At 69.9% G+C, this 18,741-nt stretch carries 17 protein-coding genes and 1 pseudogene; 9 read left to right on the top strand and 9 right to left on the bottom strand.

The window, feature by feature from the left end:
• A partial coding sequence (locus ACFE7U_RS13170) for a c-type cytochrome (RefSeq protein WP_375410176.1) occupies positions 1–301 on the top strand: 301 nt, incomplete at its 5' end.
• 97 nt (positions 302–398) lie between these two features.
• Here ACFE7U_RS13170 and ACFE7U_RS13165 read toward each other — a convergent pair.
• Positions 399–914 (bottom strand): MarR family winged helix-turn-helix transcriptional regulator, encoded by a 516-nt coding sequence (locus ACFE7U_RS13165; RefSeq protein ID WP_375410175.1) that lies wholly within the window; start codon positions 912–914, stop codon positions 399–401.
• Between the two features lie 305 nt (positions 915–1,219).
• Between ACFE7U_RS13165 and ACFE7U_RS13160 the strand changes: the two genes are divergently transcribed.
• Positions 1,220–1,642: an organic hydroperoxide resistance protein gene (locus ACFE7U_RS13160; protein ID WP_375410174.1), complete on the top strand. Its 423-nt coding sequence runs from the start codon at positions 1,220–1,222 to the stop codon at positions 1,640–1,642.
• 38 nt (positions 1,643–1,680) lie between these two features.
• Here ACFE7U_RS13160 and ACFE7U_RS13155 read toward each other — a convergent pair whose 3' ends face one another.
• Positions 1,681–2,199, bottom strand: coding sequence for a TspO/MBR family protein (locus ACFE7U_RS13155; RefSeq protein ID WP_375410173.1), 519 nt, complete (start codon positions 2,197–2,199; stop codon positions 1,681–1,683).
• A gap of 107 nt (positions 2,200–2,306) precedes the next feature.
• On the opposite strand from ACFE7U_RS13155, the gene ACFE7U_RS13150 reads away from it, so the two are divergent.
• Both ACFE7U_RS13150 and ACFE7U_RS13145 read left to right on the top strand, forming a co-directional pair.
• On the top strand, positions 2,307–3,485 hold the full coding sequence (locus ACFE7U_RS13150) for a trans-sulfuration enzyme family protein (protein WP_375410172.1): 1,179 nt from the start codon (positions 2,307–2,309) through the stop codon (positions 3,483–3,485).
• A gap of 41 nt (positions 3,486–3,526) precedes the next feature.
• The gene (locus ACFE7U_RS13145) at positions 3,527–3,958 is read left to right on the top strand and encodes a hypothetical protein (RefSeq protein WP_375410171.1); all 432 of its coding nucleotides are present in this window, start codon (positions 3,527–3,529) and stop codon (positions 3,956–3,958) included.
• Positions 3,959–3,969: 11 nt separating this feature from the next.
• Here the strand turns inward: ACFE7U_RS13145 and mdoH are convergent.
• Positions 3,970–5,934, bottom strand: a pseudogene (mdoH, locus tag ACFE7U_RS13140) (glucans biosynthesis glucosyltransferase MdoH); the annotation flags it as partial.
• Between the two features lie 172 nt (positions 5,935–6,106).
• On the opposite strand from mdoH, the gene ACFE7U_RS13135 reads away from it, so the two are divergent.
• Both ACFE7U_RS13135 and ACFE7U_RS13130 read left to right on the top strand, forming a co-directional pair.
• Complete coding sequence (locus tag ACFE7U_RS13135) at positions 6,107–6,865, top strand: SIMPL domain-containing protein (RefSeq protein ID WP_375410170.1); 759 nt, start codon at positions 6,107–6,109, stop codon at positions 6,863–6,865.
• Positions 6,866–7,186: 321 nt separating this feature from the next.
• Entirely contained in the window at positions 7,187–8,671 is a 1,485-nt protein-coding gene (locus ACFE7U_RS13130) for a glucan biosynthesis protein (protein WP_375410178.1), read from the top strand.
• A gap of 4 nt (positions 8,672–8,675) precedes the next feature.
• Here the strand turns inward: ACFE7U_RS13130 and ACFE7U_RS13125 are convergent, their stop codons facing one another.
• The 5 genes from ACFE7U_RS13125 to ACFE7U_RS13105 all read right to left on the bottom strand — a co-directional run bounded on the left by ACFE7U_RS13125 (position 8,676) and on the right by ACFE7U_RS13105 (position 13,507).
• Positions 8,676–9,620: a DMT family transporter gene (locus ACFE7U_RS13125; RefSeq protein ID WP_375410177.1), complete on the bottom strand. Its 945-nt coding sequence runs from the start codon at positions 9,618–9,620 to the stop codon at positions 8,676–8,678.
• Positions 9,621–9,877: 257 nt separating this feature from the next.
• Complete coding sequence (locus ACFE7U_RS13120) at positions 9,878–10,984, bottom strand: DUF2125 domain-containing protein (protein ID WP_375409754.1); 1,107 nt, start codon at positions 10,982–10,984, stop codon at positions 9,878–9,880.
• A gap of 153 nt (positions 10,985–11,137) precedes the next feature.
• Positions 11,138–11,506 (bottom strand): hypothetical protein, encoded by a 369-nt coding sequence (locus tag ACFE7U_RS13115; RefSeq protein WP_375409753.1) that lies wholly within the window; start codon positions 11,504–11,506, stop codon positions 11,138–11,140.
• A 308-nt stretch (positions 11,507–11,814) separates the two neighbouring features.
• Positions 11,815–12,558, bottom strand: coding sequence for a TerC family protein (locus ACFE7U_RS13110; RefSeq protein ID WP_375409752.1), 744 nt, complete (start codon positions 12,556–12,558; stop codon positions 11,815–11,817).
• 4 nt (positions 12,559–12,562) lie between these two features.
• A complete protein-coding gene (locus ACFE7U_RS13105) occupies positions 12,563–13,507 on the bottom strand; it encodes a lipid kinase (RefSeq protein ID WP_375409751.1) in 945 nt (314 codons plus the stop codon).
• 521 nt (positions 13,508–14,028) lie between these two features.
• Between ACFE7U_RS13105 and ACFE7U_RS13100 the strand changes: the two genes are divergently transcribed.
• The 3 genes from ACFE7U_RS13100 to ACFE7U_RS13090 all read left to right on the top strand — a co-directional run bounded on the left by ACFE7U_RS13100 (position 14,029) and on the right by ACFE7U_RS13090 (position 17,605).
• Positions 14,029–14,838 carry a hypothetical protein gene (locus ACFE7U_RS13100; protein ID WP_375409750.1) on the top strand — a complete coding sequence of 270 codons (810 nt, stop codon included), beginning with the start codon at positions 14,029–14,031 and terminating at the stop codon, positions 14,836–14,838.
• Between the two features lie 10 nt (positions 14,839–14,848).
• Positions 14,849–16,210, top strand: a complete 1,362-nt coding sequence (locus tag ACFE7U_RS13095) for a nuclease (protein ID WP_375410169.1) — start codon at positions 14,849–14,851, stop codon at positions 16,208–16,210.
• 114 nt (positions 16,211–16,324) lie between these two features.
• A complete protein-coding gene (locus tag ACFE7U_RS13090) occupies positions 16,325–17,605 on the top strand; it encodes an MFS transporter (RefSeq protein ID WP_375409748.1) in 1,281 nt (426 codons plus the stop codon).
• 3 nt (positions 17,606–17,608) lie between these two features.
• On the opposite strand, the gene ACFE7U_RS13085 is transcribed toward ACFE7U_RS13090, so the two are convergent.
• Positions 17,609–18,169, bottom strand: a complete 561-nt coding sequence (locus tag ACFE7U_RS13085; RefSeq protein WP_375409747.1) for a L,D-transpeptidase — start codon at positions 18,167–18,169, stop codon at positions 17,609–17,611.
• Between the last annotated feature and the right edge of the window lie 572 nt (positions 18,170–18,741).

The raw sequence follows: 18,741 nt of genomic DNA, 5'->3' as shown, positions 1-18,741 counted from the left end.
GCAGGATGCCGCCGCCGGCGAGAAGGCCTTCACCGCCTGCAAGGCCTGCCACGCCTTCGGCAAGAACGGCGTTGGCCCGAACCTCACTGGCGTCGTCGGTCGCAAGTCAGCTTCCATCGAGGGCTACAGCTACTCGGCCGCCCTCAAGGAATCCGGCATCACTTGGGATGAGGCCAATCTCAAGGAATGGCTGATCGGACCCGCCACCAACAAGGTGAAGGGCACCAAGATGGTCTATGCCGGACTCAAGGACGAAAAGAAGGTCGCCGACGTGATCGCCTACCTCGCGACCATGAAGTAAACGGTCCAGATCCAGACGCACACATAAAGCCGCCCCCGGTCGCCCGGGGGCGGCTTCGTCGTTCGTCGGCCTCCGATCCGCCCTCATGCCATGTCCCTTACGCCATGTCGGCAGGACCAGCCTCGATACTGTCGTGCAGGGAGCCACGCAGATTCACGAGGACGTCAAGGAGTTCGCGCCGCGCCTCCAGGTTGAGGCCGCTCATTCCACCGGCCTGGGACGGGACGCAATCGAGCTTGCCCTTGAGGGCCTGTGCCTTCGGTGTGAGGAAGATACTGACTTGGCGCTCGTCGGTCCGGTCCCTCGCGCGGCGGACGTGGCCCGAGGCCTCCATCCGCTTAAGGAGCGGCGTCAGCGTCCCGGAATCGAGGAAGAGGCGCCCGCCAAGCTCCTTCACCGTCAGCCCCTCCTGCTCCCATAACACCATCAGGACGAGGTATTGCGGATAGGTGAGTTCGTGGCTCGTCAACAGGGCGCGATAGGCGCGGCCGAAGGCATGGGCGGCAGAATAGACCGCAAAGCAGAGCTGATCGTCGAGCCTCTGGCCATGGTCATTCGTGGCAAACGTTGCCTGCGCGGCCTTCGCCGTTCCGGTGGATTGTCGGCCTGACATGATGTGCTGCCCTGTCGCTTCCCGCTTCACGGCACTGATTTCCCGCGTTGCAGCGAGACTTTAGGGAAAAGGTCGTTCGCGCACAATCGAGCTTGCCAGCGGCTGACCCATGTTAAGGGAACAAGGCTCTGCCGCAGGGTGGCTCAACAATATTGCGCGCAATCTAGTTTCATGCGATCAGCGGATCTGGGAGAAACGTTTGCTGAGCGACGCCGCAGAAGCGTGACCGCGAGGCCCTGTCGGGGCTCGCCCGCCGCCCCAGGTTGTCATCGACAATTCGTCGACAAGCTCGTCAGGAGATCGAGATGAAAGCACTCTACACCGCTCACGCCTACGCCACCGGCGGCCGCGAAGGCAAAGCCGCCACCGACAACGACGCGCTCAGCGTCGCATTGTCGACGCCCAAGGAACTCGGCGGCGGCGGCGGCACCGGCACCAATCCCGAGCAGCTCTTCGCGGCGGGCTACGCCGCCTGTTTCCTCGGCGCCATCAAGTTCGTCGCCGCGCAGGACAAGGTGAAGATCTCGGACGACGCCAAGGTAGAGTCGAGCGTCGGTATCGGCCAGCGCGACGACGGCGCCGGCTTCGGTCTCGTTGTCACCCTCAAGGCGACGCTTCCGGGCATCGACCACGCGAAGGCCGAGGATCTCGTCAAGCGCGCCGACGTGGTCTGCCCCTACTCGCATGCCACCCGCGGCAACATTCAGGTCGACATCTCCGCAGCCTAAAGGCGTCCGAGCCGGCCGGACGGTGGTCCGGCCGGCTTTTAGTTCAGGTGCCAGATCGCGGCGTTGAGCAGCGTCGCGAAGGAGACCCAGGCGGCGTAGGGCACGAGGAGCCAGGCCGCGAGACGGTCGAAACGCCAGCTCAGGCGGATCGTCCAGAGGATCATCACCAGCAAAGCCGCGACCACGACGATGCCGGTGCCGACGGCGTGCGCGGAGAAGAACACCGGGGTCCAGGCGGCGCTGAGCGCCAGTTGCGCCGCGAAGGCGGCCACCGCCAGCCACCATGCCCGCACGGCCGGGCCGATGCGCGGCTTCGCCCCGAGCAGGCGCCAGGCCGAAAGCGCGATCATCGTGTCGAGGATCGTCCAGGCGACGGGAAACAGCCAGTTCGGCGGGTTGAAGCTTGGCTTCGTGAGGCCGGCATACCAGCCCTCGATGTTGGGCGTCGTGGCCAACGATCCGATGATCGCGGTGACCGCCACCGGCGCGATGGCAGCGACCAGGCGCAACACCGGCGGAAGGGCGGGGCTCGTCGGGATGCTCGACAGGGTGGTCATGAAACCGGACGTTCCGTGAGAGAGCTTGGCTCCGGAAGCCCGAGCTTGCGATCGGCGGCCGGTTCCGCAATGCCTCGGCAAAGCAGCTTTGGACAGGGACATCCTACATGGCGCAGCCCGAGCCCCCGGACCAGGACGAACACCGCCCTGCCCTGACCCGCCGTAGCCTCGCCGCGCAGGCCATGGGGCGGATCGACCCGGCGACCCGGGCGGTCGTGGCTCCGCTCCACCTCTCCACGACCTTCCTGCGCGATCCCGACAACGGCTACACGTCGGGCTATTCCTATGCCCGGCCCGACAACGCCACGGTGCGAGAGTGCGAGGCCGTGATCGCGATGCTGGAGGAGGGTCCGAGCGCCATGCTGTTCGGCTCCGGCATGGCGGCGGCCACCGCCGTGTTCGGCGCCCTGGAACCCGGCGACCACATCGTTGCGCCCCGCGTGATGTACTGGGGCCTGCGCCGCTGGCTGATGGCGGAGGCGCCGCGCCGGGGATGGGGTCTCGCCTTCGCCGCCATGGACGACCTCGACGGCCTACGCGCCGCCATGACGCCGCGCACGCGGCTCGTCTGGATCGAGACCCCCGGCAATCCGCTCTGGACCATCACCGATATCGCCGCCGCAGCGGACATCGCCCATGCGGGCGGGGCGCGGCTCGCCATCGATTCCACCGCCGCCTCGCCGATCCACACCCGGCCGCTCGGGCTCGGGGCCGACATCGTCATGCATTCGGCCACCAAGATCCTGAACGGTCATTCCGACGTGGTCGCCGGAGTGCTGGTCACCGCGCGCCGCGACGAGACCTGGGAGCGGATCGGGATGATCCGGTCGGGCGGCGGCGCCATCCTCGGCCCGTTCGAGGCCTACCTGTTGATGCGGTCCCTGCGCACGCTACCCCTTCGGGTGGCGGCGCAATCGGCCGCCGCCGCAGAGTTGGCACGGCGCTTCTGCGCTCATCCCTGCATCGGGTCGGTGCTCTATCCAGGGCTTCCCGACGATCCCGGCCACGCGGTGGCGGCCCGCCAGATGGAGGGCGGGTTCGGCTTCATGCTCTCGATCCGGGTAGCGGCCGGCGAGGCGGCGGCCATCGACACGGCGGCGCGAGTGCGATTGTGGAAGCGCGCGACCTCGCTCGGAGGCGTCGAGAGCCTGATCGAGCACCGCGCCTCCGTGGAAGGGCCGGGCACACCCTGCCCCGCCGACCTGCTGCGGCTATCGGTGGGCATCGAAGATGTGGACGACCTGTTCGCCGACCTCGATGCGGCGTTGCGCAACGCCCCGTCGTGACGATTGCGCCGCGACCCAACCCCGTCTCGCGCGTTGTGGCGATGCCGAATCGAAGCGAGGACGACCCCGCCATTACACTTTGCCGTCTCCCCACGGGTGCCGCCGTGCTCGTCCTCCTCGCCTCTCCGCTCAGCGCGCAGGGCGGACCGCCCGATCTCGATGTCGCCGCGACCTGCCGCTCAGCGGGCTCGATCGGCGTCGGCACCCAGGAGGCGAGCCGCGACGGCTGCCTGCGCTCCGAGCGCGAGGCCCGCGATGAGGTCAAGCGGCGCTGGGGCGAGTTCACTCCCAGCGCCAAGACCCAGTGCGGCAAGCAGGCCGAGCTCGGCGGCTCGCCGGGCTATGTCGAGATGGTCACCTGCCTCGAACTCGCCAGCGGCAGTCAGGGCGCGGGCAAGTCCACGCCGACCCAGCCGGAACCGAACCAGCGCACCAACCCGATCGACGTGCTGGGCAAGCCCTCCACCCGCTGAACCGTCAGGTTTCAGGGATTGGCCGGCAAGGGCGCTCGGCGCGACGAGCCGGCGACCGCCTCCTCGGCCCGCCAGACGGGCTCGGGTCCCCGTGGGATCCGTCCCTGCGAGGGAACGTCCTGGACCGGCGCGCCGCCGCGCCCCTGGGCGAGTTCGACGAGTTCCGCCGCCTGGGCGGTGTCGTCCACCGTCAGGAACAGCCTCGCGGCCCGCGCCTTGCGGCCGAGATCGGCGCGGCTGGTGAGCACGCTCTGGGCCGGGCTCGACAAGAGCGCCACGGCGATGGGCGCCAGCCAGAGGCCGAGCCAGGGATCGCCCGCATAGACGAGGAGCCCGGCCAGCACAGCACCGACCACGAGGGCGTCGGCCTGGAGGCGGCAGGCCTCGCGCCACGGCACCCTGCGATCGTCCCGGACCTGAACGTCCCAGCGCACCACCCGGCCGAGGAAGGTCGTCGCCACGGCGCCGGCCGCGAACAGGGTCATCACCGGCCACAGCAACACCCAGATCGCCTGTTCGAGTGCGGCGCTGACGAGCAGCGAGCGCGTGCCGCCGAAGGCCGCCCGGCGCTCGGCGGAGGTGAGGACGTGGCCGAGGCTGAGGAGTTTCGGCGCCGCCATCACGGCGACCACGAGGGCGGCCAGCGCATGGGCGGCAAGGCCGGTGCCGGTGAGCCCATAGGCGAGGAGGCCGAGATCGCCGGTCAGGGCCGCCTGCGTTCCGGCGGCGGCCAGGAACAGCACCCAGAGCGGACAGGCGAGGTAGGAGAGGATGCCGACGGCCAGGTGCCAGCGGCTCGCCGCCCGGAGCCCGGGCAGCCCGAGCACGCGAAGGTGCTGCATGTTGCCCTGGCACCAGCGGCGCTCGCGGCCCAGGAGGTCGACGAGGTTGGTCGGCATCTCCTCCCACGTCCCGCCCATCTCCGGCAGGAGGCGAACCTCCCAGCCGGCCCGGCGAAGGAGCGCGCCCTCGACGATGTCGTGGCACAGGATCTCGCCCCCGAGCGGTGCCTTGCCCGGCAGAACCGGCAGTTCGGCGTTCTGCGCGAAGGCGTCGATGCGCAGGATCGCGTTATGGCCCCAATAGCTTCCGTCCGGCCCCTGCCAAGTCTCGAGGCACCGGATCGCCAGGGGCGCGTAGAGCCGCACCGCGAATTGCTGCATTCGCGCGAACAGGGTGTCGCGGCCGGCCGCGTAGCTCACGGTCTGGATCAAGCCGACCTTCGGCGCTTCCTCCATCAGCCGCACGAGGCGGCGCATGGTGGCGCCGGTCATCAGGCTGTCGGCGTCGAGCACGATCATGAAATCGTATTCGTACCCGTAGGTGCGGCAGAACTCCGTGATGTTGCCGGCCTTGCGGCCCGTGTTCTGCTCGCGCCTGCGGTAGCGGAACCGGGGCAGGCCGGGGCCACCCTGCGCCGCCCAGGCCGTGATGCGGGCGAATTCGTGCTCCTCGACCGCCGCGATGGCGCCGTCGCGGGTGTCGGACAGGACGAAGATGTCGATGTCATCGCCGCTGCCGCCATTCACCACTCCTCCCTCCCGCTGGAGCGAGCGGGCCATGACGCGCAGGCCCGCGAACACAGCGACCGCATCCTCCGCGTGGATCGCCACGACGGCGGCGGTGCGGGTCGCACCCGAGGCGCGGGCCGGCATGGTCTCGGACCGCAGTTCGAGGGCCGATTTCACCCGTGCGCCGAGGCTGTCGGCGACGAGGCCGTAGAGGTATTGCCAGGCCACGAAGGATTGCCACGTCATCACGAGGCCGAAGAGCACGAGCACGCCCCAGCCGAGCATCCCGTCCGGGGTGCCATAGGCGCCCCAGGCCAGGGCCAGTGCGGTCGCGGCCGTCGCAAGCGTGGGCAGAGCCAGCAGCAGGCGGCGTCCGATCAGCGTCGGGGCCGGCTCCTGCGCATTCGTGAATTCGACAGCAGGCGCGGCCTGCGGCAACCGGATGTTCGACATGGGGCAGGGAGCATTCGCGGGGAGGAGGAAAGGCGGTCAGCCTGGTTGCGACTTAGGGACGGCGCGCCTGAATGGCGCCCGAACGGGACCCAAGGCCGCGATTCAGCCGGCAGGGGTTCTTATCGCCACGTCGGGACGATGGGGAGACGGAGACCAGGGATCGATGACAGGGCTGAGACGGACCATGCCACACCGCGTCGCGCTCCTGGCGGCCTGCCTCGCGCTCGGCGCTCCCATCCTGGGTTCCGGACCGGTCCGGGCGCAGGTCGCGGCCAGGGCGATCCCGTCGATCGAGGCCGCAGGCCATGCCCGCGAGATGGTGATGCCGGACCGTGCCGAGATCGCCCTGCGCGTCGAGGCGGCGGCCACGAGCGCCGAGGAGGCGAGCCGCGACCTCGCCGCGAAGGTCAATCGGGTGCTCGGCGTCCTGACGGCAGCCGGGATCCCGGAGGCCGACACGGAGAGCGACGGCCCCACGGTCCAGGCCGTGTACGAGACGGTCCGCAACGAGCGCGGGCAAGAGATGGTCGAGAAGCGCCGCCGGACCGGATACAGCGCGGGCTACGGCCTTACCCTCACGACGGGCGACCTGGCGGCGGTGCCGGCGCTGCTGCCGCGTCTCGCCGAGGCCGGCGCCCTGGTGCGCTCCGCGGAATTCGGGCTCAGCGATGCCAGGACCCGGGTCCTGGCCCTGGAGGAGCGCGCGGTGAAGGAGGCCCTCGACCGGGCACGGCGGCTGATCGGTGCGGCGGGCGCCAAGCCCGGGCGCATCCTCGCCATCGCGACGCCCGGTGAAGACGGCGGCGGGTTACGATGTGCCGCCAAGCCGATGGCCATGGCGGCCGCGCCCGCCCAGGACCGCGAGATCAGGCTGCCCGTGCGCCCCGGCCGCATCGCGCTCGAGGCGCGGGTGAGCGTGACGGTGGAGATCGTCGTGCCGTGATAGGGGTTTCCCTACGATGCGGCGGGCGTGTTTCGCGCCTCTCCTTCCCCCTTGTGGGGCGCCGGAGGCACGGGTGGTTCCGCTTGCCGCAGCCCCGTGTCACCCCAACCCTCGATCCCACCCCACAGGGGTGAGGGAAGCGCGTGTTTTACGACGATGCCCTTCAAGAAAGCACCGATGACGGACCCTGCCCTCCCACACGCTCACGACACTTTTCCCCGCCGTAGCCTGCTCCTGGGTGGTCTTGCCGCCGCTGCGGGGACAATGCTGCCGCTCGCGGGCGGGCATGCCCAGGATGCGAGCTCCGTTCCGCCCGGCCCCATGACCTTCGAGGGCGTCGTCGCCCAGGCACGGGCACTGGCCGAGGCGCTCTACCAGCCGCATCCCGACGACCTGCCGCCGGCTCTGGCCAAGCTCGACTACGATGCCTATCGGGGCATCATCTTCCGGCCGGAGGCGTCGCCGAAGCTCAACCGGCTGTTCTCGGTGCAGCTGTTCCATCGGGGCTTCCTGCAGCGCAAGCGCGTCGCCCTGTTCCTCCAGGGCGATGTCGGACCGCCCCGGCCGATTCCTTACGAGTCGCGCCTGTTCCGACTCGGCGACAAACTCGCGGGCCGAAGCTTCTCGCCGGAACTGGGCTTTGCCGGCTTTCGTCTCCACTACGCCTTCGACCCGCAGGATGCCGCGCGCCAGGAAGAGTTCCTCGTCTTCCTCGGCGCCTCGTATTTCCGCCTGCGCGGCAAGGGCCAGGAATACGGGCTCTCGGCGCGGGCGGCCGCCATCGACACCGCCAATCCGGGCCGTCCGGAGGAATTTCCCGACTTCACCGCCTTCTGGATCTGCGAGCCGGAACCCGAAGCCCGCACGGTCACGGTGCTGGCGCTCCTCGATTCCCCGAGTCTCGCCGGGGCCTACCGCTTCGAGATCGCGCCCGGCGATCCTTCGCGGATCGGGGTCTCGGCCTCGCTGCATCCACGCCATGCGATCGGACGCCTCGGGATCGCCCCTCTCACCAGCATGTTCCTGCACGGGCAGAACGGACCGGGCGCACGGGGCGCGGTGCCGCTCGACGATTACCGGCCGCAGGTCCACGATTCCGACGGGCTCGTGGTGGCGACCCCGGGCGACCGGCTGTGGCGGCCGCTCGTCAACGGGCGGGCGGGGCCGCAGGCCTCGCTGTTCGAGGCCGATGCGCTCGTCGGGTTCGGCCTGCTGCAGCGCGAGCGGCGCTTTGCCGCCTATCTCGACGTCCAGGCCCGCCAGGAGGCGCGGCCGGGCCTGTGGGTGGAGCCGAGGCCCCAGGGCGGTTTCGGTCCCGGCGCGGTGGAGCTGTTCGAGATTCCCTCGCGGGAGGAATACGCCGACAACGTCGTGGCCGCCTTCGTTCCGCGCGGGGCCGTCGCGCAGGGCACGCGGCTCTCACTCGACTACACCCTCACCACGGTGGGGGCCGAACCCGACCCGACGATTCCCGGCGCGCTCGCCCGGGTGGTCTCGACCCGGGTCGGGTCCCCCGACCAGCTCCGGGCGGTCACGCCGCCGATTCCCGGACGACGGCTCTTCGCCATCGATTTCGAGGGGCCGGGCCTGCCCGACAGCGCGGAGGCCGAGATCACCGCGATCGTCTCGGCGAGTGCGGGCACGATGGTCGACCCCGTCATCGAGAGGGTGACGCCCACCGGCGGCTGGCGGCTCTACGTCGAATGGCGCCCGCCGACGCCCCTGCCCCCGGGTGACATCGTCCTGCGGGCACGGCTTATGATGGGTGGCCGCGCGGTCAGCGAGACCTGGGACGCGGTGGTGTGACCCATCAGACCGGTTGTGTCCGGCGCCGCCCGAGGCGCTCGGCGATGAGGATGCCGCCGAGCACAAGGGCGAGCGCGAGGCCGTCGTGCCAGCGGAAGGGCTCGCCGACGAGCACCACGGCGAGGAACGCCCCGAAGACCGGGACCAGGTTCACGAAGACGCCGGCCCGGTTCGGGCCGATGAGCTCGACCCCGCGCATGAAGGCGAGTTGCGAGCCGAGCGACGGTCCCAGGGCCACGAACACAACGATCGCCCAGCCCTTCGGCGTCGGCCAGATCAGGTTGCCGGCGGCCCATTCCACGGCCAGGAGCGGCAGCGAGGTGAGGAAGGCGGCCACCGCCATGGCGGAGAAGAAGGAAAACCCGGAGACCGGAGGCCGGGAGGGCAGCGCGACGGTGTAGCCGGCATAGAGCAGGCAGGCGACGAGCATGAGCACGTCGCCGCGGTTGAGCGCCAGGGTGGTGAGAACCGACCAGTCGCCATGGGTCGCCGCCACTGCCGCACCCATCAGGGTCACGGTGACGCCGAGCGCCTGGAACGGGCTCACGGTCGTACGGCTCACCACATAGTTGGCGAGGATGACGAGAACTGGCAACGCGCCCTGGAACAGGGCGAGGTTGAGCGTGCTGGTGTAGTTGCCGGCGGCGTAGAAGAGGCTGTTGAAGGCGGTGTAGCCGCCGGCCCCCATGAGCAGGATGCGCAGCCATGACCCGGAGAGCTGGCGCCAGTCCCGCCGGATATCGGACCGGGCGATCCCGAGGAGCACGCCGCAGACCATCGTCCAGCGCAGGCAGGTGAGGGCCTGGGGCGAGACCTCGCCCACGGCCCATTTGCTCATCACCGCGTTGCCGGCCCACAGCATCGCCGTGAGGGTGAGGAGAGGGTAGGCGGCGCCGACGGCCGAGGCGGCCTTGGTCGTCGGCAGGATCGAGGGTTCGGGAGCCGCCATCGGGACCTGCTCTGACAAGGGCCTGTCCGGAGGACCCGGCACGGCAACGGAACCAGGAGCGATCCGGTTGCCGGCAAGCCTCGCTCCTCGATGCTCCTATGCGCCCGAAGCGGATGCTTTGCGCCCCCTCGCCCTGCAAATCTGCCGTCCAGATTCGGAATGAGGACGATCAACCTCATGGAATTCGTCTGATGCTTCGCTCAGACGGCGTGCGGGCTTGCTGACTCGATGTCCGCTTCGATCGAGCGGAGCTCACATCAGTAGAGCGCCGGCACGACGACGTTCGGGATCGCGAAAGGCCCGAGCAGCAGCCGACCGTCGGCGAGCCGCAACGGAGGCAGCGGCTTCAGGGCCGCATCGGCGGAGGCGGCCGGTGCCTCAGCCTTGGAAGGGCGGCCGCCGGAGAGGAGCTGACCGAGGAGACGCCCGACCAGGGCACCGCGCTCAGCGCCGATGCGCTGGCCCATGACCTGGCTGATCAGAGCTTCGAGGCCGGCGGCGCGCATGTCGATGTCACCGGCCGGGCGATGTTCCTCGTCGAGCACGATCTTCCCGCTGGCCTGGAGCCGGCGGTCGCCCTTGGCGAGGGACAGAAGCGCGATGTCGAGGCGCCCGCCCGCCTTGCGCCACGCCTCGAGTTCGCGGGCGACCTCGCCGGTGCGCAGATCAGCGGCCCGATCGATGGTCGCGTCGAGGGCGAGGTCGAGGGGATCGGCGTTGCCCAGCAGGGGATCGATCATCGGCACCGCCGCTTTGGAGAGGCGCAGGCTGAGATCGACGGCCCCGTCGGTGGCGAAGCGGGCCGGCGTCGGCCGCGCATGGGCTTCGAGATGATCGCTCGCGAACCCGATCGGCTCCGGGCCGGTGCCCCGGATCGTGCCCTTGGCGCCGTTCACGACCAGCGAGGCGCGCGTGAACCCGTCGGATGCACCGTGGAAGCTCGCCTCGAGGTCCTTCCAGGTTGCGTCGGCGCTCAAGGCCCCCTGCTCGACATGGAACGGGCCGGAGACCTGCAACAGACCGTGGCGCGGCTGGTAGACCTGCACCAGGGCGGTGAGCGGGCCGAGGGTGAAGCGGCTATCGGCGCGGGAGAAGGCGAGGGAGCCGCAGCGCAGTTCGAGCCGGAACGGGTAGCCGGTGACCGAACGGTCGGCACAGGTCCAGCTCCGGCCCGCCATCGCTTCGCGGGCGAGCCAGGCATCCATCTCGTTGGTCGCCCGGCCGCGGATCCAGAACCAGGCCACGGACCACAAAACGACGAGAAGGCTGAACAGGATGAAGGGCAGGAACAGGCCGATTCGGCTCGGCGCCTTCCCGACCCGCGCCGCTTCGTGCACCCCAGCGTTCCCAGCGTCAGACGCCATCGCTCTCGTTCCTCGGCGATTGCCCTTGGCGATCGGCCGAAACCGCGGCGTCTCGCGAAAGGCCCGTCTTGGACGAGCCTGGACCCAGGATGCAAGCGTGAGCGAAGCCGCGTCGCAGAACGATCGCCCTCGACCTCAACCCTCCAGGTCGTCTCAACCCTCCAGGTCGGCCGTGGTCGGGCTGTCGAGATCGGCGACGATGGCGCGGCGCTCGGCCTCGTCCTCGGCGAGGCGGTGGACGTGCATCTCCGTGGCGCCGTCCTTGCGGGCTCGGGCGACCCAGTTGTGCAGGCGCTCGCGCGGCGTTCCTCCAGCCGTGGAGACCGCCACGAGCTCGGCCACCCCGGCGGCATCGCGGCGCACCGCCATCACCACCGCCTCGCCCATCTCGGCAAGGTCCGGCTCCACGAGGTCGTGGACACCGACGACGTAGCGGCGTCCGGAATGCCCACGCCACGCGCTGAGCGTCAGAGCCGGCGTGCCGCGCAGGCCAGCCGTGGATCTCAGGCGTTCTTCACGCACGTCCAATCTCCGTGACCGATCGTCCCGCAGGTCGCGCAGGGCGGCCGACCAGGACAGAGCTCTCTTGTTCGCCATATGTTCTCAATTAATCTTAACGGTTCCCGAGCGTCAAGGGCGACGCCCAACTGTCTGAAAGATGGGGTCCCGGAGGGTTATCCACAAGCACCTCGCACCCGGAGCGATTCTCGAAAATCGCCCCTTGCGTGATCTCGGAAAGCAAGGGGACCCACCCGGAACGGCCGCAAGGGGGCGCCGACTTATCCACAGCCTGGTCGCGTCCTGCCGCACCCGGCAGGACGCGGGGTTCCTCAGAGGTTCCCGGTCTTCGCCCGGCGCCGGCGCCGGACCAGGATGTTGAGCCCCTCGACGCCCGCCGAGAACGCCATGGCGGTGTAGATGTAGCCCTTGGGCACGTGGGCGCCGAAGCCTTCGGCGATCAGCGTCATGCCGATCATGATGAGGAAGCCCAGCGCCAGCATCACCACGGTGGGATTGTTGGCGATGAAGCGCGAGAGCGGGTCGGCGGCGAGCAGCATCACCGAGACGGCGACGAGGACGGCGATCACCATGATCGGCACGTGATCGGTCATGCCCACCGCGGTGATGATGCTGTCGATGGAGAAGACGAGGTCGAGGACCAGGATCTGCCCAATCGCCGCGGCGAAGCCGATCTGCGCCTTGCCGCCGACGGCCTTGTCCTCGGGCTCCGGATCGACGGAGTGGTGGATCTCCTGCGTCGCCTTCCAGAGCAGGAACAGGCCGCCGGCGATGAGGATGAGGTCGCGCCAGGAGAAGGCCTTGCCGAGGACCTCGAAGACCGGCTCGGTGAGCTGGACGATGTAGGCGATCGACGCCAGCAGCCCGAGGCGCAGGATGAGAGCCAGGCCGATGCCGATGCGCCGGGCCTTGGTCTGGTGCTCCTCGGGCAGCTTGTTCGTCAGGATCGAGATGAAGATGAGGTTGTCGATGCCGAGCACCACCTCCATCACGATCAGCGTGGCGAGGGCGGCCCAGGCGGCAGGGTCGGCGGCGAGTTGAAGCAGGCTGTCCACGGCGTCAGGATCTCGAGGCGAAGGGGAAAGGCACGTTCAATCCCGGCAGGATCGGCCGGGACGCGGACGGATCGGGGGCGAAGATGCGCACGGCGCCCGGCACGACCTTGAAATGGGCGGGCGTGTGGGTGGAGAGCTCGCCGTCGGTGTTGACGGGGCGCGGACGCCTCGTCCTCACCACGATCTCCTTGGTCTGAAAGGCGCGCACGTCGGCGGCGCGCCCTTGCGTGCCCTTGCGCAGGGCCGGCAGCAGCGCGAGCAGCCGCCACCAATGAGAGACCTCGAGACTGTAGAAATCGAGTTTGCCGTCGTCGACGCGGGCGGTCTCCTCCACGGTCATCCCGCCCCCGTAATGGCGGCCGTTGCCAACGGAGACCTGGATGGTGGTGACCCTCTCGGTGCGCCCGTCATGCTCCAGGATCACCCTGAAGGGGCGCACGCGGCGCAGCACCCGGATCGCCGCGATGGCGTAGCCGAGCGTCCCCCACCGCTTCTTCGATTCGGCGGTCAGATCCCCAGCGAGCTCGGCCGAGAAGCCAATGCTCGCCACGTTGAAGTAGTAATGCCCGTTGACCCAGCCGAGATCGGCCGGACGGGCCTCCTCGGTGGTGATGAGCTGGGCGGCCGCGACGGGATCGAGGGGTAGGTCGAGGGAGCGGGCGAGGTCGTTGGCGGTGCCGAGCGGCAGGATTCCCAGCGGCAGGCCCGTCTCGACGAGGGCCGGGGCGGCCGCGTTCATGGTGCCGTCGCCGCCGCCCAGGATGACGAGATCGCATCCTTCCGCATGGCGCCGGATCACCGCGGTGCAGTCCCCGTCCCCCGGAGGCTCGAAGAGATCGATCCCGCCCGAGCGCAGGGCATCGCGGATGGCGTCGAGCGGCACGGTGCCGTTGCGGGCATTGGGGTTGACGAGAAGGAGAGCACGCCGCTCCGACGGAGGCGCGTTCACCACGACGGGCTCTCCCGTCGGTGAGGCTCGTGGGCAGGCCAAAACATCATGATCACGCGGTGACGTCCCTCCGGTGCACTCGCGCAACGGCGTTGCGCGAAGGCAGAGAAGGGGTCCGACATCGCGGTCGACACGTCCACCGCCAGAGGGGCCCGGACCCAACGGAGAGTGACTTGGGTGTTTCGCCGGCGATGACAACCCCAAACTTCGATAACGCCGAGCTTCGTTCCCCAATCCCCTTTTGCCAAGGCTCGATGGCAAGTTCGATGGCAAGTCTCGATGGCAGGTCTCGATGGCAGGTCTCGCCGAATCACCAGGACGCTCTCGTCGAGCCGACGCGGTCGGGATCCCGACGCGGCAGGATACGGGCAAAGCGGGGAGAACCCGCGTTCTTGGTTCCGCAATGGAACCTGAGACGGTCCTGCTCATGTTGATCGGTGTCGGATCGGATTACTGTCCGGCTTCGGGCAGGGCGCGGTCCTGCCGATCCGTCCGTCGTCCGCGATCCCGGTGATGATGCCATGCGCGACCACCTGATCCTCGTTTCAGCCAGCTTGCTCGCCGGGAGCCTGACCTTCGGATCCGCCCTGGCGGAACCGCGGCCGGGCTGGGTCGATCCTCCGTCGAAGCCGGCGGCCCAGGCCACCCCGTCGGCCGAGCCGGACAAACCCGCCGCGCCGGCGCTGAACGAGTCGCCCCGGGCCTCCGCACGGAGAACCGCGCAGGACACGGTCGCCGGATCATCGCGGCCGACGGAGGCAAAGATCAGCCGGCGGCGGGCGGCATACGCGGGTGAGACCCGGCGTTCGATCCGCAAGACCCCGAGCCGTCTCGTCTTCAACCCGAGCCCGCCTTCGGGCCCGGCACCGGCGGTGAATGATCCGCGCTTCCCCGAATGGGCGAGCCAGGCGCAGCGCCTCACCCTCGATTACCTCGACAACGTCTCCGCCCCCAACGCCGAGAGCCTGGCGAGAGCGCAGAATTTCTACGCGTCGCACGTCCGGCGGTTCGGACGGACCGAAACCCTGGCCTCCTTGCTCGCCGACAAGCGGCGCTTCGCCCAACGCTGGCCGGAACGGCGCTACGCGGCTCAGCCCGGGGCGATCCAGACCTCGTGCAACGCGGCGATGAGAACCTGCATCGTCCGCGCGACCTTCGACTACCGGGCTCAGAACCCGGCCCGCGGAACGCGCTCGCAGGGTATCGGCGAGCTGGTGCTGGAGATCAGCTTCTCCGAGGGACGTCCGGTGATCGTCGCGGAATCCGGCCGCGTCCTGCGCCGTGCCGCCTCGGCGACCCTGGTTGACGCGCGGGCCAAACCGGGCGCCTAAGACGCGACTCATGTCCCTCGATACCGCCCAAGATCCGTCCGCCCACGATCCAGCCGGCGCGCAGCCTTCCGACGACGCGGTCACGGGGGGTGATGGGGCGTGGGAGAGCCAACGCGCTGCGATCCGGGCACAGATCGAAGCCGCCGTCGCGGAGGCCCGGCCCCACCCTCTCGCCCGGCGCACCTTGGCCCTTCTCGTTGAAGCCGAGGTCGACGTCATCGCCGAGCCTCCGAGCTACCGGGTGGTCGACCGGCGCGGCACCGCGCGCCAGAGCCCCGACAACGAAGGCCCTGAGACCCTCGCGGACCTCGTCGGCAGGTTGCGCAGTCGTCATCCCGCGCTGTTCCAGCCGGCCGAACCGGAACCCGTCGTCGCCGATGACCCGCAGCCGCCTGCCCCGGCAGCGGAAGGAGCGGCGACACGGGTCTGGACGGAGCAATCCGCCCGCGCCCGCTCCCTCGTGGCGGCATCGGGCACCCGTGCCCGGACCCTGGCGATGTCGGCGCGAGCCCGCCTGACGCAGGTACGGACACGGGTGGAAGAGCGTTTCACGCCGGCTCCGCCGGCGGAGGGAGGCGCAGGATCGGCTGACTTAGCAGTTCCGCCCGCGCCGACGGGGGACCTGTCCGTCAAGGCCGATCGTCTCGGCGGACAGGCCCGCGTCGCCGCTTCGCGCCTTCGCGACCGTGTGGGCGCGATGTCCGCGGCAGCGGCCGCCCGCGGGCGCCTGGGTTGGGACGACACCCGGGATGCGCTCGGCGCGGGCGGCATCCTGCGCCGGCCGTCCACGATCGCGGCCCTGGCCGGAATCGGCATCCTCGCAGTCGTCGTCCTGGCGATTAGGGACGACGGGTCCGACGTCGCCCAGATCCCGGCGTCCGTCCCGGAGACGGCGCCCGCCACCCCGCCCTCCGCCCAGGTGAAGCCCGGCCCCGCCGATCCCGCACCTGCATCCGCCGGCCCGGTTCCGGACCCTGCTCCGGCCAAACCGCCCGTCCCGGACGACGAGCCGGCCCCGGACGACGCGCCGATGCAGGCGGAAGCGGCGCCGCAAGCCGGCGAGATCGCCGGGCCGGCCGAGGTGATCGACACCGCGACGCTCAAGATCGGCGGACGGGTGGTGCGGCTATTCGGCGTGGTCTGGGTTCGCGGCGGCCAGCGCGAGGAGCTGGCGCGCTACCTCGGCAAACGGCCGGTCACCTGCCAGCCGGTGCCCGGCAGCGACGCGCATCTGTGCTCGGTGGATGGACGCGACCTGTCCGAGGTGGTGCTGTTCAACGGCGGTGGCCGCGCCTCCCCCGAGGCGACGCCGGACCTCGTGGCGGCGGAGGACCGCGCCCGGAGTGAGCGCCTCGGCGTCTGGGCGCGCTGAGCGCACCGGCCCTGCGGGGCGGGGGCTTGTCGGATGCCCCCATGGCGGCCTATCGGGCATGGCCTATCCAGCATGGCCATCGGGCCCGTGCCGAGCGGCCGTCGCGAGGCCGACATGCCCACATCCCCTTCGACACGACTCGCCGCCGGACTCGCCGAGCGGGGCGTCCATTACGGATGGGTGGTCGCGGGCGTCACCTTCCTGACGATGCTGGTCACCGCCGGCGCGGTGGGCGCGCCGGGCGTCCTGATCCTGCCCTTGCAGCGCGAGTTCGGATGGGACACCAGCACGATCTCGGCGGCTCTGGCGGTCCGCCTCGTCCTGTTCGGCCTGATGGGGCCCTTCGCGGCCGCCCTGATGAACCGCTACGGGCCGCGCCGCATCGTGCTGTGCGCGCTCCTGCTCATCGCCGGCGGGATGCTGCTGTCGCTCGGCATGAGCCAGGTCTGGCAACTCGTCCTGCTCTGGGGCGTGGTGGTCGGCATCGGCACGGGCCTCACCGCCCTGGTGCTCGGGGCGACGGTGGCCACGCGCTGGTTCACGGCCCGGCGCGGCCTCGTCGTGGGGCTCCTCACGGCGAGCTCGGCCACGGGCCAGCTTGTGGTGCTGCCGGTGCTGGCCGCGTTGACCGAAAGCCTGGGCTGGCGGGCCGCCCTCATCCTCGTCTGCAGCCTGCTCGCGCTGACGGGCCTCGCCGTCCTGCTGCTGATGCGCGACCGTCCCGAGGATCTCGGGCTCTCGCCCTACGGCGACGCCGCCCCGACCGGGGCTCCGCTCCCGACAGCGAGCGCGGGAAGCGCCATCGCGGCCCTGCGGGAGGCGGCGGCAACGCGGGTGTTCTGGGTGCTGTTTTCGACCTTCTTCATCTGCGGAGCGAGCACCAACGGGCTGATCCAGACCCACTTCATCCCGCTCTGCGCCGATTACGGCATCGGCCCGGTCCAGGGTGCCTGGGTGCTGGCCGCCATGGGCGCCTTCGACTTCGTGGGCACCGTCGCCTCGGGCTGGCTCTCCGACCGCTACGACAACCGCTGGCTCCTGTTCTGGTATTACTCCTTGCGCGGGATCGCCTTGATGTGCCTGCCGTTCTCGGACTTCTCGCTGGTCGGCCTCTCGTTCTTCGCGATGCTCTACGGCCTCGACTGGATCGCCACGGTGCCCCCGACGGTGCGGCTCACGGCGGCCCGGTTCGGGCGGGAGCGGGCCAACATCGTCTTCGGTTGGATCTTCTGCGGCCACCAGCTCGGGGCGGCGAGCGCGGCCTATGGGGCGGGCGTGTCGCGCGACGTCCTGGCGAGCTACCTGCCGGCCTTCTTCACGGCGGGCGCCCTCTGCCTGTTCGCCGCTGCCGCCATCATGACACTGCAGCGCGTCAGGGTCGCGGCGGCCCGGTGAACCTCAACCGATCCGCAGGCGGGTCCGGGGCCCGAGGCGACGCAGCAAACGCAGCAGATCGGCCCGCGCCAGGGCGACACAGCCCTCGGTGGGCGGATATCCCGGCCGGGCGACGTGAATGAAGATCGCCGAGCCTCGGCCCGGACGGATCGGACCGCGGTTGTAGTCGATGTCGACGACGAGGTCGTAGAGCCCGTCGCCGCGCCACATCTCCTCGGCACTGACGCCGGGGCACGGCAGCGTCAGTGGCCGGTTGTAGCGGCGGTGGGAGGGCGCGTCGCACCAACCGTCGTGCGGGCGCGTCGGCCGGATCGGCAGCGCGGTCACCGGGCGGACCTTGAGATGATCGGGCCGATAGACGGCCGTCCGCAGCCCGAACCGGCCGCGCGGTGAGGCCCCGTCCCCCTCGCGCTTGCGCGTCGCGATGCCGCTGCGGCCGAGGGCGCAGGGGATCACCAGGGGACCGGCGAGGAGTTCTCCCCGCTTGCGATCCCCGACGAGGGAGCGCACGCGCAGCGCGGCGAGGGTCATGCGTTTGAGCCGTGGGCGGGTCAGTCGGGTCATGGGACCGGTTATCGTCCCAGACGATGGGCTGAGGCCAGAGACGGATCGTCGAGCGACAGGGGTGGAGCCTGTGTGAAAACGAAAGCGCATGCCGAAATTGTAGAACAATCGTCTGCGCGGCAGACAAGCGGCCCCGCTGAAGGTCGGTTCTGACGCGGTTTAAGCCTGCAATTCGGCGCTGCCCAGGTTGTTCTTGGAAGATCCTTCTACCGCTTTTGCGTTTTCACACGCCCTCGGTGGTTAGCGAAACCTTTCGCCGCCTGAAGACGTAACGACACGGACAGGATTGTGTGCAATCACTCTGCCCGCATCGACAGGGATGATTTCCTGATGAGTGAAATGCGTTACGTAGGGGTGAAGGCGCGTCACGGAGACGGGTGAGCGCCCCGAGTTCCGGTCACGTGGGCCGGTTCGACGCCGGTTTCCGTCTTGCGCGTGTGCCCGACGCGCGATGTCGAACCGGCAAGGGCCGGCCTCCGTCCTGCCGAGGTGGAAATCCGGCCGAGATGGAAGTCCTGCCGAGATGGAAGTCCTGCCGAGATGGAAGTCCTGCCGAGATGGAAGTCCTGCCG

The sequence above is a fragment of the uncultured Methylobacterium sp. genome (genome assembly GCF_964251405.1).
GTDB lineage: Bacteria > Pseudomonadota > Alphaproteobacteria > Rhizobiales > Beijerinckiaceae > Methylobacterium.
The sequence above is the reverse complement of the archived record's forward strand: the minus strand, read 5'-3'. Positions and strand labels throughout refer to the sequence as shown.